17 protein-coding genes are annotated in these 15,739 nt (G+C 32.8%); 16 read left to right on the forward strand and 1 reads right to left on the reverse strand.

All coding sequences use genetic code 11. The features are described 5' to 3' along the window. Window positions 1–83: 83 nt before the first annotated feature. Window positions 84–1,463: a Na+/H+ antiporter NhaC gene (gene nhaC / locus JOC47_RS08520; protein WP_204701648.1), complete on the forward strand. Its 1,380-nt coding sequence runs from the start codon at window positions 84–86 to the stop codon at window positions 1,461–1,463. Between the two features lie 30 nt (window positions 1,464–1,493). Here the strand turns inward: nhaC and JOC47_RS08525 are convergent, their stop codons facing one another. Next, a complete protein-coding gene (locus JOC47_RS08525) occupies window positions 1,494–2,834 on the reverse strand; it encodes a methyl-accepting chemotaxis protein (protein ID WP_204701649.1) in 1,341 nt (446 codons plus the stop codon). 228 nt (window positions 2,835–3,062) lie between these two features. Between JOC47_RS08525 and JOC47_RS08530 the strand changes: the two genes are divergently transcribed. From JOC47_RS08530 to JOC47_RS08600, 15 genes are all read left to right on the forward strand, one after another. Further along, window positions 3,063–3,227 (forward strand): Spo0E family sporulation regulatory protein-aspartic acid phosphatase, encoded by a 165-nt coding sequence (locus tag JOC47_RS08530; RefSeq protein ID WP_204701650.1) that lies wholly within the window; start codon window positions 3,063–3,065, stop codon window positions 3,225–3,227. A 198-nt stretch (window positions 3,228–3,425) separates the two neighbouring features. Continuing rightward, window positions 3,426–3,989 carry an exonuclease domain-containing protein gene (locus JOC47_RS08535; protein ID WP_204701651.1) on the forward strand — a complete coding sequence of 188 codons (564 nt, stop codon included), beginning with the start codon at window positions 3,426–3,428 and terminating at the stop codon, window positions 3,987–3,989. A gap of 33 nt (window positions 3,990–4,022) precedes the next feature. Further along, window positions 4,023–5,048, forward strand: coding sequence for a BamA/TamA family outer membrane protein (locus JOC47_RS08540; protein ID WP_204701652.1), 1,026 nt, complete (start codon window positions 4,023–4,025; stop codon window positions 5,046–5,048). 40 nt (window positions 5,049–5,088) lie between these two features. Beyond that, window positions 5,089–5,292, forward strand: coding sequence for a uracil-DNA glycosylase (locus JOC47_RS08545; RefSeq protein ID WP_338035338.1), 204 nt, complete (start codon window positions 5,089–5,091; stop codon window positions 5,290–5,292). 237 nt (window positions 5,293–5,529) lie between these two features. Beyond that, window positions 5,530–7,218: a type II secretion system ATPase GspE gene (gene gspE / locus JOC47_RS08550; RefSeq protein ID WP_204701654.1), complete on the forward strand. Its 1,689-nt coding sequence runs from the start codon at window positions 5,530–5,532 to the stop codon at window positions 7,216–7,218. A gap of 12 nt (window positions 7,219–7,230) precedes the next feature. Further along, on the forward strand, window positions 7,231–8,277 hold the full coding sequence (locus tag JOC47_RS08555; protein WP_204701655.1) for a type IV pilus twitching motility protein PilT: 1,047 nt from the start codon (window positions 7,231–7,233) through the stop codon (window positions 8,275–8,277). Between the two features lie 17 nt (window positions 8,278–8,294). Next, window positions 8,295–9,506 carry a type II secretion system F family protein gene (locus JOC47_RS08560; RefSeq protein ID WP_204701656.1) on the forward strand — a complete coding sequence of 404 codons (1,212 nt, stop codon included), beginning with the start codon at window positions 8,295–8,297 and terminating at the stop codon, window positions 9,504–9,506. A 539-nt stretch (window positions 9,507–10,045) separates the two neighbouring features. Continuing rightward, window positions 10,046–10,462 carry a type IV pilin protein gene (locus JOC47_RS08565; RefSeq protein ID WP_204701657.1) on the forward strand — a complete coding sequence of 139 codons (417 nt, stop codon included), beginning with the start codon at window positions 10,046–10,048 and terminating at the stop codon, window positions 10,460–10,462. A 64-nt stretch (window positions 10,463–10,526) separates the two neighbouring features. Further along, entirely contained in the window at window positions 10,527–11,273 is a 747-nt protein-coding gene (locus JOC47_RS08570; RefSeq protein WP_239551004.1) for a prepilin peptidase, read from the forward strand. A gap of 97 nt (window positions 11,274–11,370) precedes the next feature. Further along, window positions 11,371–11,814 (forward strand): type IV pilus modification PilV family protein, encoded by a 444-nt coding sequence (locus JOC47_RS08575; RefSeq protein ID WP_204701658.1) that lies wholly within the window; start codon window positions 11,371–11,373, stop codon window positions 11,812–11,814. Between the two features lie 4 nt (window positions 11,815–11,818). After that, the gene (locus JOC47_RS08580) at window positions 11,819–12,373 is read left to right on the forward strand and encodes a PilW family protein (protein WP_204701659.1); all 555 of its coding nucleotides are present in this window, start codon (window positions 11,819–11,821) and stop codon (window positions 12,371–12,373) included. Window positions 12,374–12,390: 17 nt separating this feature from the next. After that, a complete protein-coding gene (locus JOC47_RS08585; protein ID WP_204701660.1) occupies window positions 12,391–13,524 on the forward strand; it encodes a pilus assembly PilX N-terminal domain-containing protein in 1,134 nt (377 codons plus the stop codon). 23 nt (window positions 13,525–13,547) lie between these two features. After that, complete coding sequence (pilM, locus tag JOC47_RS08590; protein WP_204701661.1) at window positions 13,548–14,606, forward strand: type IV pilus assembly protein PilM; 1,059 nt, start codon at window positions 13,548–13,550, stop codon at window positions 14,604–14,606. Further along, a complete protein-coding gene (locus JOC47_RS08595) occupies window positions 14,599–15,168 on the forward strand; it encodes a PilN domain-containing protein (RefSeq protein ID WP_204701662.1) in 570 nt (189 codons plus the stop codon). The genes pilM and JOC47_RS08595 overlap by 8 nt, the downstream gene beginning before the upstream one ends. 1 nt (window position 15,169) lies before the next feature. Next, the gene (locus JOC47_RS08600; protein WP_204701663.1) at window positions 15,170–15,739 is read left to right on the forward strand and encodes a type IV pilus inner membrane component PilO; all 570 of its coding nucleotides are present in this window, start codon (window positions 15,170–15,172) and stop codon (window positions 15,737–15,739) included.

A 15,739-nucleotide genomic window follows, 5' to 3' on the forward strand; every position in this document is an offset into this window, starting at 1 on the left:
AAAAGGATAATTATATTTTTAAAAGAAAATAATCATAAGTAGGAAAATAAAAAAGATATCATCTAGAAGGAGAGATATTATTAATGGAAAAGTCAACTACAAAAAGAAATCCAACAATTAAAGAAGCGATATTTATATTACTAACTGTTATAGGAGTAATTCTACTGTGTCTTAGTAATGCTCTTGTGTTAGAAACGGCATTAGTTTTAGGGAGTATGACGGCAGCTTTATTTAGTATTTATTTGGGTTATAATTGGTCTGATATAGAGGGAGGATTACTTGGAGGTATTCAGCATGGCTTGGGAGCGTGTATTATTCTTATAATTATTGGAATGGTAATTGCTACTTGGATTTTAGGAGGAACTATCCAAACGATGTTATTTTATGGGCTTAAATTACTAACTCCTCCAATATTTTTACCAGTTAGCTTTTTATTAGGAACAATAGTTTCATTATTAATTGGTAGTTCTTTTGGTACAATTGCAACAATAGGTATAGTACTTATGGGAGTAGCTGAAGGACTTGGGATTCCAGCGCATATTACAGCTGGTGCTATAGTTTCAGGTGCTATTTTTGGTGACAAAATGTCTCCAATGTCAGATTCTACGAATTTAGCTGCAGCGATGAGTGGTACAGGATTATTTGAACATATCCGTTCGATGCTTTATGTTTCTATTCCGACAGTTTCAATTAGTCTAGTTCTTTATGGGGTTATTGGTAAAATGCATCTTGCTAATAATGTTGATTTTGCTACTGTAGAAAAGATACTAAGCAATTTACAAGCTAATTTTAATATTAGTTTATTAACTTTAATTCCACCTGTATTAATGATTATTTTATCTATGCTAAAAGTGCCAGCTATTGTTTCACTATCAGCTAGCTTTGTCACAGCCTCTGCTTTTGCTATGATTACCCAAGGGGCTAGTTTTGCTGAAATACTTGATATAGCGGCTAATGGTTATGTTTCAAATACAGGATATAAAATGATTGATAATCTGTTAACCCAAGGTGGTATTAATAATATGATGAGCACTGTTGCCATTATTATGGCAGGTACTGCTATGGGAGGTATCTTAGAGGAAAATGGTGTTTTAAATGTATTGCTGGAAGCGTTGATGGAATATATAGAGACACCAAGAGATTTAATTATCAGTACTCTTATCTCTGCTTATATAATGTTGTTTGCTACTGGCGAGATGATGGTTTCGATGATAATTCCAGGGCGTACTTTAGAGCCTGCTTATAAGAGAATGAATATCAAGAATAATGTTTTATCTCGAACCTTAGAAACATCAGCAACTTTAGGATGTGCTGTTTTACCTTGGGGAGTAGTTTCGGTTTATATTCAGAATGTGTTAGATGTTAGCCTTAAGTATATACCTTATACTTTTTTAGCTTTTATTGCTCCAGTTATTACTTTGATTTATGCCTATACTGGTTTTGGACTTTTCAAAAGGGAATAGAAAAAAATAAAGCTACCCATTTAGGTAGCTTTATTTTTCACTTAAGTTTTCTAATTTTTGAGCCATTGTAGTTAATTCTTGCGAAGATTGAGCTATATCTTCTGACATGTTTTCAATTGATTCCGAACTATACATTAGTTCACTACTGTTACTATTCACTTTTTGAATTGAAGAAGTAATATCTTGGATTTGATTTAAATTATTGGACATGGCGTTCTTGATTTTTTGAAAGACTTGGCCAGTTTCTTCAATAGTTTGTTGTCCAGTTTCTGTTTTATCTTTTACACTTTTAATAATATTTAATCCTTTTTTAGATTTATTTTTTGTTCTTTCAATCAAGTTATCAATTTTTTCAGTAGCTTGAGCAGTTTGCTCTGCTAATTCTCTAATTTCATTAGCTACAACTGCAAATCCTTTTCCAGCCTCCCCTGCTCTAGCTGCTTCTATACTTGCATTTAAAGATAAAAGATTAGTTTGTTCAGCTATATTATTTATTAGTTCTGTAATTTGTTCAATTTCTTGTGAATTATTGTCTAAGTCATTGATGATCATTACAGCATCTTGAACTTCATCATTAATATTTCTCATGCTTTTAATAGTAGTTTCGATATTATTTTTTCCAGTTTTTATTTCACCAGTTGTATTTTTAGTTGCATTATTAATTTGTTTTGAGTTTTCAGATATTTGATTTATTTGTTGTACTATGCTTTTTAAATTATTATTATTATTTTGGATTGCACTACTACCTTCTTCAGCGTTGGCTGCTAATGTGTTGCTATAGTCTAATAATTCACCTGATAATTGATTGATTTTATCGAATACATTTTGTATTTTATTTGATATTTTTTCAGCCTTTTTCTTTTCTTTAACAGTGTCTTTAAGGTTTTGATTACTCCATTTAGTGCTGTAATATAATATGATTGGTACCCCCATAAACATACTCATTACATGAATGAAATCTGATATATTTCTATGAACTCCTACTATTCTGCTTGGATTGACCCAATAAGCTATAATAATAATTGTATTAAGGATACCAGAATACGATAGCATAAGTTTCTGGTCAAAGTAAAGAGAATTCAGTAATATTGTTAAAACATGGACCAAAAAAATCTCGATCTTACCTTGCATGCTATAACTATAAACTATTCCTGCTATAGAAAAAGTTAAAGGTAATAATATAGACTGATATTCTTTATTTAGTGGCAAGAAAAAAATAATAGTTAAAGCAATTACAGCCGGAATGAGTATTTTCAATAAATTAATTAGATATTCTGTTCCATAAAGAGGTTTTGCTGTTACTAAAAATAAGGAATAAATGATTAAAATTAAATAAAAATTAAATTTTGTGGCTCGAGCTTTTGATTTCATTTTTACACCTTCCTGAAAATAAATTATTTTTGAAGTTAATCCCATATTATTTTTTCTATAAAAAATAATTATTACCTTTAAAAACATTAAAAAACATAATAATATTAAATTTTATAAAATATCCTATTCAAAATATAAAAAAAGAAACTATTTATTTACTTTTTGACAAATAATAGTTATAATATAATCAACATTAATAATTGTTACTATTAGGAAAGGAGAATCATTATGCAAGGGGTAGTAGAGAAGATAGAAGAAGAAAAAGAAAAGCTCAATCAAATATATAAAAATAATAACCATCAATTAGCGGAATCTCATATAGTAGCGCAAAGTAGACGAGTAGATGAATTAATTGTTGATGAATTAAAAAAACAATTAAAGAGAAGAAACTAATAGTAAATAATTAAGAAGGTTTTACATAGCTTTAAATTAATAGTAATTATTTTCAGATTAACAACCCGTAGGGGTTGTTTTTTAATTAGTGAAGGTGATTTATACTTGATATAGAAATTATGATATAAATATAAAAATTGTATCTTAATCAAAAGTAAGTTTAGTAAATAATTGTTAATTTTTAAAAGGAGTGAGTTTATGACAACAATATTTTCTCAAACTAAAGAAGGAGCTGCAGCTTTTATTGATGTAGAAACAACTGGATTAAGTAATCAAGATGAAATAGTAGAATTAGCCATATCTTTATTTCAATTTGATACTGATACGGGACAGATACTAAAAGTCGAAGATAGCTATTCTGGATTGCGTGAGCCTAGTATCAAAATTCCTCCTCAGGTGATTGATATTCACGGGATTACTAATCAAGATGTAAAAAATGAAAAATTAAATAAAGAGCAAATAGCAAAGATGATTGATGAAGCCCAAGTTTTAATAGCTCACAATGCTCAATTTGATAAAAGATTTGTTAGACAACTATTTCCGCAAGTAGATGACAAATTGTGGTTATGTTCAATGAGGGGGATTAATTGGAAAGGAAAAGGATTTGATTCTAAAGGATTGGAATATTTAATTAAAAAACATAATATTTCTAAGATGCAGACGCACCGGGCCCAAGATGATGTTGATGTAGCTATTAAGTTATTAAAGCAAAAAAACAAAAAAGGTCAACCTTATTTTTATGAATTAATCCAAAAGGATTAGAAGGAATAATTAGTTGTGAGGTGAAAAAAGCCAATGATTAAAAAAAGTATATTAATTTTATTAATAGTAATATTAAGTAGTGGTTTAGCAGTAGCTAATGATCCTGAAACAACATTAATACCTATTCCCCTAATCTTTAGTAGTCCTGAAACTGGGTTAGCAGGTGGAGGAATGGGGATGTACTTTAAAGATACTGAATTAAAAAATATCCAAAGCCGATTTGGTGCTTTTTATACTGCGGAAGGTCAGGCTAATCTCTTTTTACAAGCTGAGCAAGAAGTAGATGAATATAAATATAGCGGACAATTTAGTTATCAAGATTGGGTTAATAAATTTTATGGTTTGAATAATGAAGTTGTTTTTAATGATGGCTTAGAATATGATTCGCAAGGTTTTTCTGTGGAAGGTGGAATTAGTAAGCGTTTAGCTCCTAATAGTTTTTTAGGATTGGTTGCAAATTATGAAAGTTATGATTTGAATTTAGAACGGAAGCTAAAGCAAAATATTAGAGGAATTGCTGGAGTTGATCTATGGGGCTTAGGTCTGAAGTATACTTATGATACTAGAGATAGAATGATGGACACAAGGTCAGGTCAATATTTAGAATATCAATCTATAATTCATAGTGAAGATTTTTCTGAATCTGATTTTATAGCTCATGAACTAGATTATAGATTTTTTAAGCAATTAGCTCCTAAACATGTTTTAGGTTGGCAGAGTAAATTAATAATCACTAACGGTGCTCTTCCCTTACAAAAAATGAATTCTTTAGGTAATATGAGAATTTTACGTGGTTATGAGAGTGATAAATTTTTAGCAGCTAATAAAGTAGCTACTCAATTAGAATATAGATATCCTATTTATAAAAAATGGTCAGGCACCTTATTTGCTGGAATAGGTGAAGTTTATCAAGAGTTTGAAGTAGATGATTTAGAAGAAAGTTGGGGACTAGGTTTGAGATATAATTTAGATAAAAAACGAGGTGTCAATTTGCGGATGGATTTTGCCTTTAATTCTCAACAAAGTAATTTTTATTTTAATGTAGGAGAAGCGTTCTAACTTTACATTTAAAGTACTAAGCTAAATGGGAGGTTTGATTGTGACAACATGCAAGTGGTTTGCAGTTTGTCCGATGCGTAGATATTATGAGCAAGGCAAGTTGGATCAAAAGTGGATTGAAAATTATTGTAAAGGAGATAATCAAAATTGCCAGCGTTATCAGATGGAGGAGAATGGAGAACCGCATCCTGATTATATGCTGCCTGATGGTTCCTTGGATGAATCTTTAAAAAAGAATATATAATCACAAATGCAATCCTTAATTGGGTTGCATTTTTATTTTTGAATATTAAATTAAAATTTGGCAAAAAATCTATAAAAAATGCGTTATAAAGAAGGTAATAAAGTAGAAAAAGAGAATATATTAAGTGGAAGTGCAATATTTTGTAGAATAAAGTAGAAAAAAGATGTAAAATGTTTAATAATATGTAAATAAAATAGATCTATTGCTTTTAGTTTTTCAAGGGGAAGGAGTCATAATATGATTAATAAAAAGCGTTTAGGAGATATTTTACTTGATGCGGGATTTATCAGTCAAGATGAATTATTTGAAGCCCTAGATGTGCAAGAAGAAACTGATAAACGTTTAGGACAAGTATTAATTGATATGGGAGTAATTACAGAATTAGATGTAGTAGAAGCCCTTGAATATCAACTTGGTATAACGCAAGTCGACCTTAAAAAATTTGTAATCAAGCCTGAAATCATCAATCTTATTCCCCAAGATTTAGCAGAAAAAAGCCAGGCAATTCCGATTAGAAAAGATGGAGATAGTTTGAAAGTAGCTATGGCTGATCCACTTGATGTTGTAGCGATTGACGATATCCGCCGAGAAACTGGTTATGAAATAGATCCTGTAATTGCTACTCAATCAGAAATTCAACAAGCTCTAGACCAATATTTTGGCAATGAAGAAGAAGTAGACCGAATGATTGAAGAGATTGATTCAGCTGATGGAGAAGAAGCGGAAATGGGATTAGACCAGTTAAAAGAAGCAGTTGATGAAGCTCCAGTTGTAAGATTAGTGAATAATATAATTAATGAGGGGATTAAATTAAGAGCAAGTGATATTCATATTGACCCCCAAGATGAAGAAATTAGAGTTCGCTATCGAGTTGATGGTATTTTGCATACTGAAATGAATATTCCGCGTAATATTCATTCAGCTTTAATATCACGAATTAAGATTATGGCAGATTTAGATATTGCTAAGCGTCGTCTACCCCAAGATGGTAGAATTCAAATGATAGTTGATGATCGAGAAGTTGATTTGCGAATTTCTACTCTACCTACTGTGCGAGGAGAAAAATTAGTAATTAGAGTTTTAGATAAAAATGATTTAATGCTTGATTTAGATAAATTAGGTTTTATACCTGAACATTTAAAAGCATTTCGGGGTATGATTCAACAAGCCCACGGTATGGTTTTAATTACTGGGCCAACTGGGAGCGGGAAGACAACTACTCTTTATTCGGCCTTGAGTTCATTAGATACTGAAACAAGTAATGTTATTACCGTTGAAGATCCAGTCGAATATCGTTTAGAAGGAATTAATCAGGTGCAGATCAGTGAGAAAAAAGGTTTAACTTTTAGTCGGGGTTTACGTTCTATTTTGCGTCAGGATCCTGATATAGTGATGGTAGGAGAGATTAGAGATGAAGAAACTGCTAAGATTGCTATTCATGCTGCTTTAACAGGTCACTTAGTTTTTAGTACTCTGCATACCAATGAGGCGGCAGGGGCAGTTTCCCGCTTAGTAGATATGGGAGTTGAACCATTCTTAGTAGCTTCGGCAGTAAAAGGAGTAGTAGCGCAGCGATTATTAAGAACTCTCTGTCCTGAATGTAAATTAGAAGAAGAACAAGAATTTATGGACCCAGAAATTAAGCGTTATTTAACTCATCAAGATAAAATTAATCTCTATACTAGCGAAGGATGTGCCTATTGTAATGAAACCGGGTATAGAGGGCGAACAGCAATTCATGAAGTTTTAGAGATGACGCCTAAAATACAAAATTTAATTGCTAAAGATACTACTTCAGCGCAAATAAATCAAGCTGCAGCAGAAGAAGGAATGATCAGTATGGAAGAAGTAGGAATTAGAAAAGTTAATCAAGGGATTACTACTTTAGAAGAAGTTATGCGTGTTACTAAAGTCCAGATTACTTAGGAGTGGTGAGTGATGAAGTTAAAGAATATTCTAGAGAAGGCAGTCCGAAGAGAAGCATCTGATATTCATTTAACTGTAGGAGTTGAAGCAACAATTAGAATTAATGGTCGTTTAGAGAAATTGACTAATCAAAAGTTGTCAGTGTCTGATTTGAAGGCAGTGATGACTGAACTATTAGATAAAGATACAAGAGCAGAGTTTGAAGAGGCGGGCGAAGTAGATTTTGCTTATCACTTAGATGATTATCATTTTCGAGTTAATGCTTTTCATCAACAGGGAGACCCGGCCGCAGCTTTACGGATTTTACCTGATCAAATACCACAATTAGCTGACTTAGGTGTACCTAAGGAGTTAAAAGAAGTGGTCAAAAAACCGCGGGGGTTATTTTTAGTAACTGGTCCGACAGGAAGTGGTAAGTCAACTACTCTAGCAGCAATGATTAATCGCGTTAATCAACGTCGAGATAAGCATATTATTACCTTAGAAGATCCAATTGAATATGTACACGAACATCAGAAATCAATTATCAATCAGCGAGAAATAGGTAGAGATACCCAAGGTTTTGCGCCGGGATTACGGGCAGCTTTACGACAGGATCCTGATATTATTTTAGTTGGTGAGATGCGGGATTTAGAGACTATTTCTACAGCTTTAAAGGCGGCTGAAACTGGACATCTTGTTTTGGCTACTCTGCATACTAATGGTGCTTCTGAGACAATAGAACGGATTATTAATGTTTTTCCTCCGCATCAACAGACACAAGTACGGACACAGTTGGCCCTTAGTCTGCAGGGAGTGTTATCACAACAATTATTGCCTACAATAGATGGTCAAGACCGAGTAGTAGCGACAGAAATGTTAGTGATTAATTCAGCAGTGCAGAATCTGATTCGGGAAGGAAAGACACATCAATTAGAGTCAGTGATGCAGACAGGTAAAGATGAAGGAATGCATACTATGGATTATTCCCTTCGTGAATTATATCTACAGGGAGATATTAGACGAAAAGAAGCTATGGCTAAAGCCGATGACGAGAAAATACTAGATAATATGTTATAGATTGAGAGGTGGGAGTGGTGGAAAAGAATTTCCATTATAAAGCCCGAGATCAGCAAGGAGTAGTTTCGGAAGGTACTATTGAAGCAGAAAGTAAAGAGTATGTAGTGCAGAGATTGAAAAAGCAGGGCTATTATATTTCTAATGTGGAAGAAGTAGAAGAAAGATCCGAGATTAGTTTCAGCTTCAACTTCTTTCAAGGAGTAGGGCTAAAGGATTTAGTTTTATTCTCACGGCAATTTGCAACAATGATTAAATCGGGAGTTTCACTAGTGCGGTCTTTGACGATCTTGGCCCGCCAAGTAGGAAATACTACCCTGCAGGAAACCATTGAAAAAGTTCAAGAAGATGTTGAAAGCGGCAGCAGTCTATCAGAGGCAATGGCTGAGCATAGAGATGTTTTTCCGCAGTTATTTATTAGTATGATTGCCGCTGGTGAGACTGGTGGAGTGATGGATGAAGTATTAGAAGAGATGGCAGATCACTTTGAACGTGAAAATGACTTGAAGCAACAAGTTACTTCAGCCATGGCTTATCCAGCAGTGATTACATTAGTTGCTGTATCAGTAGTCTTTTTCTTGATTACAGTAGTGTTACCTAGCTTTGTCGGAATCTTTTCCGGTTTAGATACTAAGTTGCCACTACCAACGAGAGTTTTATTGCAAGTGAGCGATATTATGTCGAACTATTGGTATCTATTGTTTGGTGGAGTAGTGGCTGTGATAGCTAGTATCTACTTTTATTATCAGACAGAAGCTGGTAAGAAACAGATAGATTGGCTACTCTTAAAAACACCCTTGATTGGAGATTTGATTACCAAGATTTCTGTTGCTCGCTTCAGCAGTACCCTAGCGATTTTGTTGACTAGCGGTGTTTCTATCTTAGAAGGATTGGAAGTAGTTAGTAATATTATTTCTAATCAGATTATTTCAGAGAGGATTGCTGAAGCAAAAATAAATGTTAGCGAAGGAAATAGTTTTACTGCTCCCTTAAAACGGGATAATGTTTTTCCACCACTAGTGATTCAAATGATTAAAGTAGGTGAAGAGACTGGTAATTTAGAAGAGATGTTGGATAAAGTATCTGATTTTTATGATCAAGAAGTCGAGTATAAAGTAGAGAGTATGGTCTCCTTGATTGAACCAGCATTGATTTTAGGTTTAGGTCTAGTAGTTGGTAGTATTGTTGCAGCAGTAATGCTGCCGATGTTCAGTATGATGCAGGGTTTTTAGATAGTTTATAGTTGATAGTTAACAATTTACAGTTAAAATTAATTTCAAAATCTTAAAACCTAGCATCCAAAACAAGAACTAAAGAGATAATGCGATTATAATATGTTTATTTTGCAATTGGTGAAATTTGAGATAATTTGGTAATTTTAAAGTGTATCTATAGATTTTAGTATTAAGGTTTTAGGTTTTTGTTGTTAAGGTTTTGATTTTAACTGTCTACTGTAAACTGTCCATTGTGAACTATTAAAAAGGGGGTGCATAGCTGAGCTTTTGCTAAATAGTGGACTTAATTATGTAATATGATCTTAGAATAATGAAAAGAGGATCTGTGGCTTGATTTATAGTTTTTAGATATGCATTTAAAATGGATTATATTGATGTTATTGCTATTTTAAGTTTAATTTTTTAATTCTCCATTGTTAATTATAAATTATCAATTGATGGTGGAAATGCTGAGAAACTATAAATCAAGCTCGGTACGATGGATGTAGTAAGTGATTTAGTAGAGAGTACAAAAAAATAATCAAGAGGTGATCAAAATGTTAAAGAGAATAAGAGAAGGATTCAGTGCAGAAGCTGGTTTTACTTTAATTGAATTGATGTTAGTTGTTGCTGTGTTAGGTATTATTGCTGGAATTGCTGTACCGCAGATTACTGGCGTCCGAAATAGAGCTGCAATGGGTAAGCTAGAATCTACTGCTAATACTATTAGAAATGCTATGGAGCGGGAAAAATCAATGTCAGATACTGGAGTCTATCCTAGTTTAACTGAAGGAGAGCAAACCCTTTCAGATTTAAGCGGTGACCTCACTAATACTGATTTATCTGGTGATGATAGTATTACAGTAACTGTTGATAGTAGTGGTGATGATGCCTACTCAATAACTTTAAGTAGTCCTAATGCTGATAATGATGTTATTGTAGATGATACTGGTATTTCAACTTCAACTAATTAATTTAAATCTCACAGCGGCATGATTATCATGTCGCTCCAATTTCTTTTTAGAAAGGAGTCTACTATTGACAGCAACTTTAGTCTTTATTTTCGGACTGATGATCGGTAGTTTTCTTAATGTAGTCATCTACCGACTACCACAAGAAGAATCAATTGTATTTCCCAGTTCACACTGCCCGGATTGCGGGACTGAACTACAGGCGATTGATTTAATTCCAGTAGTTAGTTTTCTATGGAATAAAGGACACTGCCGTTACTGTGGAAGCAAAATTTCTTATCAATATCCATTAGTGGAGTTATTAACTGCCTTGATATTTATTCTATTATATCATCAATATTATTTGACTATGCAGTTTGTGGTCTATGCTCTTTTAGCCTCTGCTTTAATAGCAGTCAGTATTATTGATTTACAGCACTTAATCATTCCTAATCAAATAACCTATCCTGGGATTATAGTTGCCTTCTTATTGAGTTTTCTCAATCCTGAGATTAGTTATATTAATTCCTTATTAGGAATTCTAGGACCAGCTTTATTGTTGTTTTTAATTGCTGTAGTTAGTAGAGGTGGTTTAGGGATGGGGGATGTAAAATTGATAGCAGTGCTAGGTGGTTTTATAGGTTGGCAGAAGGCTCTTGTAGCTATTTTCATTGGCTCAATCATTGGGTCTATTATTGGATTATATTTGATTGTAGTTAGTGATAAAGGTTTGAAGAGTAAATTACCGTTAGGAGTTTTTCTATCTTTAGGTGGTTTAGTGATGATCTTGTGGGGCCAAGAAATAATTGATTTTTATTGGCAGTTGATCCTTTAATGATTTGGAAACAGTGGATAATTGAGAGTTTACAGTTTTTAGTTGTTAATTATCAATTGTCCATTGTAAATTGATTTATAAAGGAGAGCTGGCGAGTATGAAAAAATGGATTTATAATTGCGAAGCTGGATTTAGCATGATTGAACTGTTAGTAGGAATTTCTATTTTATCGATTGCTCTGGTACCGATTGCTGGTTTTTTTGTTAATAATACTCGGATGGTGAATGATATTGATCAGCAAAGTCAAGCTTTGAACTTGGCTAAGCGGGTCATAGAGGATTTAAAGGGGACTGCTGTTCAAGCTGATAAATTAAATCAGGATTTTACGACGCAGTTAGAAGCGGCTGAAGAGAGTTGGAATCAAAAAACGCCCAAAGATTTGCAGAATGAATTGGATGTGCAAGGACAATATCAAATAGAAGTAACACTTGAAAACCATAGTGGATCTGATTTGAAAGAAGTAACAGTAGAAGTATTTTGGAATTCAAATCAAACAGACCCTCCTAGTGTAAAATTAGAGACCTTATTGGCAAGAAGGTGATAAGATGAAGCAGCAAAATGAGGGTTTTACTTTAATAGAAATTTTAGTTGTACTTAGTATCATGGGGGTTGTAGCTACTGCTGTGACCAACCTCTTTGTGGCGGGATGGAATTCATCACAATATACTCAAGAGCAATTATCATTAAAAACAGAAGAAAGATTTATTCTTAATCGCTTAGAAGACAATATAATGCGTAGTCGAGAAGTTGAAGTTAGAAATAGTGGTTCTGAATTAGTGCTTAAAATAACGACTGATGATGATGCTGAGCCGGAAGAATGTCTGAAATATGCTGTAGAAAAAAACATTTTAAAGATATGGCAGGTAGCTACTACTAACGAAACAAAGAAGATAGGAGAAGATAAATGGCCTGATAATGATCCAGGGAGTAGTTGGGGTTCAGCTGTGAATGTAACACAAAAGATTATAGTTGATACCGAATATAATTATGATTCAGAGATGAATATTCTTGAAATTGATATCGGTTTAACAAAAGATGAAGACTTTACTGAAGCTGACTATAGAGTTAAAGAAATTTTTAATCTGCGGTTATTAGATTAGAGAAAGAGGTGATCACTATGTGGCAGGAAGAAAGGGGGTCAGTCGTAGCTGTTGCCTTAATAGTAATTGCGGCATTTACTACAATTATTGGTGGATTGTCTTCAGTGACTATTAGTGAGATGCGATCAGTTAGATCAGAAATTGAAGAAACCAAAGCTTTTTATGCGGCTGAAGCAGGAATAGAAAAAGCTATTTATGATTTAAAAGAAGATAATTTAGACAGCGGAGACTGGAATAAAGTAGAGAGTAATCACTATGAAATTGCAGATCAAACAATTTCTGCAAGTAGTGGCGTTAATTATAGTGTGACTATTAAAAAGCTAAGTGGAGCAGAAGATGTATATGAAATTTTAGCTACAGGCAACGGAAATGATTTAGAAAAGAAGATAGTAACTCATGTTAAATATAATGATATGTTTACTAAACCTATTACTAGTGGAGGAACTATAAATTCAAGCTTTACTCTTTCAGGTTCTGAAGTTGAAGTTGATGTTTATGATCAGGAAGGTAATAAAACTGATCCTAAAAGTAGAGAAATTTCGGCTGATGAAATTCCTGATTTTAATTTTGATGCTCAGGACCATCAAAATGGTTTAAGTGATAAGTATTTTGCTGATCAAACAGCTTTTGAAAATAGTGATTATTATTCTAGTTCTGGCTGGTGGATATTTAAAAGTGATAAAGTTTCTTTGCCGGCTGGAGAAATGATTTATTTAGATAGTAGTTTATCAATGAGCTATGATGAAATTAGTTCTCCTGACCCTAATAATCCAGCTGTAGTAGTAGTTAATGGTAATTTAGATTTTGGAGAGATTAATAATGATATTGAAAATGTCTATTTTTTAGTTAATGGTAATTATACGGTGGCGGGGGCAGGTTTAGATACTAAGAATACACTTGTTTATACAACGGGCAATATGAACTTTAATTGGGATGTGAATTATAATTATCAGGGAGCCTTAATAAGTAAAGGAGATATGAGTTTGATTGAAAGAAACTTTGCATCTGTAACTTCAACGATCATTTCAGAGTTTCTAGGACTCGACGGATCAAGTATAAGAGCAGAAAAAATTCAGACGGATGTTTTTTCTCATGTTTTAGATAAAAAATCTGGATTAGAACCAGTGATGATTTCATGGGAGGAAAAGTAAGTGAAGTTTAGTGAGGTGAGAAAATGGAAATGATAGAGAGGCTAAAAGAAAAAATAAATAATTTACAGCAAAAAAAAGTAATTGGTCTTGATATTGGTGAACAGAGCATTAAATTAAGCCAAGTAGAAAGAACAGAAGGCTCGATTCAAATAAACAAATTAGCTATTTTGCCCACTCCGCCTGGAATTTTAGACGAAGGGAAATTAATTGGCGTAGAAAAATTAGCTAATCATTTGTCTACTACTTTAGAAGAGAATGAATTTGATGGGACTAAAGTGGTTAGTGCTGTTAGTGGGGAGAATGTAATTACTCGTACAATAGAGATGCCTAATATGCCCAAAGAAGAATTAGATGATACAGTGCAGTGGGAGGCCGAAGAGCAGATTCGTTTATCAGCAGAAGAGGCCTCAATAGATTATGAAATTTTGGATCAGAATCCTGATGGTAGTTATAAATTATTATTGGTGGCAGTTAAAGAAGATTTGATAGAGCAGTATTTAAATTTATTTGAACTTTTAGGTCTTAAAGCATTGGGAATAGAGACTGAGCCTTTAGCTTTAGGACGTTTAAGTACTAATCTGCATATTAATAAAACCTTTTGTATTATTGATATTGGTTTTCAAACTACTGATATTTCAGTATTAAATGAAGGACAATTATTATTTACTCGGACTATTAATATGGGAGGAAAAGATATTACTGAAGATATTGCTGAGGATCGTCATCTGTCCTTTGCTGAAGCTGAAAATTATAAAAAGAATAATAATTTATTTTTGGGTGATCAACCAGCTATAATAATTCGTAATTTAACTACTTCCATTTATCGTTCTTTAGATTATTTTCAAGTAGAATATGAAGAATATGAATTAGAAAAAATATTTTTAACTGGTGGGAGTAGTAAATTATTAGGTTTTTCGGATTATCTAGAAGAGCAAATTGGAGTAGAAGTTGAAGCATTGGAACTAGGTGATCATTTTTACTCTAATTTAGATAATATTAACCAAGACTACTTACAGCAGGTATTCCCTCAGATGTTAGTGAGTATTGGGCTGGCTTTAAGGTGGGAGAAAGCAAATGATTGATTTAATTCCCAAAAAATATTATGAAGAACGAAGCGTTAAATTAGACAAATTGGGTTTAGTAATTGCTGCTTTGATAATTATAGTTTTAATTTCTTTGGCAGGAGTAAATTATTTGAGATTAATGGTAAAACAGAATGCTTTAGCAAAGAAAGTTCAGATTGCTAGAGAGCAATTACAGCAAGTGCGGAATAAAACTACGGAAGTTTTAAAACTTAAACAAGATTCTAAAAAGATAAAATCTCAATTAGAAGAGAAACAGGCAGTGATGGGCAGCAGAGTAAATTGGGGATTGGTATTAGAGGATTTAAGAGAGATATTGCCCGAAACTAGTTGGCTAGTACAGTATCAAATTAACGAAAATAATGAATTTAAATTAAGTGGCTATGCTTTAGAACAGAATGATTTAGAAGTAGTTATTAATCGGCTTAAAAAATCTAAGTATTTTAGTGATATATATGTTGAATTGACTAATCAAACCCAATTTTCTCAATCTGGGTACCCTACACGAGTTGTTCTTCAATATCAGTTAAGTGGACAAGTTGTAGTTAAAGGGGGAGAATGACATGGATTTTTGGCAAAAGCGGACAAAACGGGAAAAAATCATAATGGTTCTAATTGTAACAGTAGTGCTCCCAGTAGCTTTTTATTTTTATTTATATCAACCGTTACAGCAAGATATTCAAGCTAAAGAAGAAAGATTGAGTCAACTTCAATCTGACTTTGAAGTTGAGAAAAATTTAGCAGTCCAAAAGCCACAATTAGAAGCAGAATTTAGAAAAATTCAAAGACAATTAACTAATAATAATCAGTTAGTGACTAGAGAAACTCTATCAGAATTAATAATTAATTTAAATAGATTAGCAGAAACTAATAACTTAAAATTACTAGTTTTTAAACCTCAAGAGAGAAAAGAAGTTAAGTCTTATGTTAAATATCCAGTTACTTTACAGTTAGGAGGTAGTTATCAGAATATGCTAACCTACCTAGAGGATATTTCTCAACTGGATTATTTGATGCGAGTTGAAAAAGTTGCTTTTTCTTCTGCGGCTAAAGAAAAATCAGATAACTCACCTTTAACTATGGGAATTAAAGTCGTTGGATATAATATAACTGAGAGTAGTAAGGGGGATTAA

Source organism: Halanaerobacter jeridensis, from assembly GCF_016908315.1.
Taxonomy (GTDB): Bacteria; Bacillota; Halanaerobiia; order Halobacteroidales; family Halobacteroidaceae; genus Halanaerobacter; species Halanaerobacter jeridensis.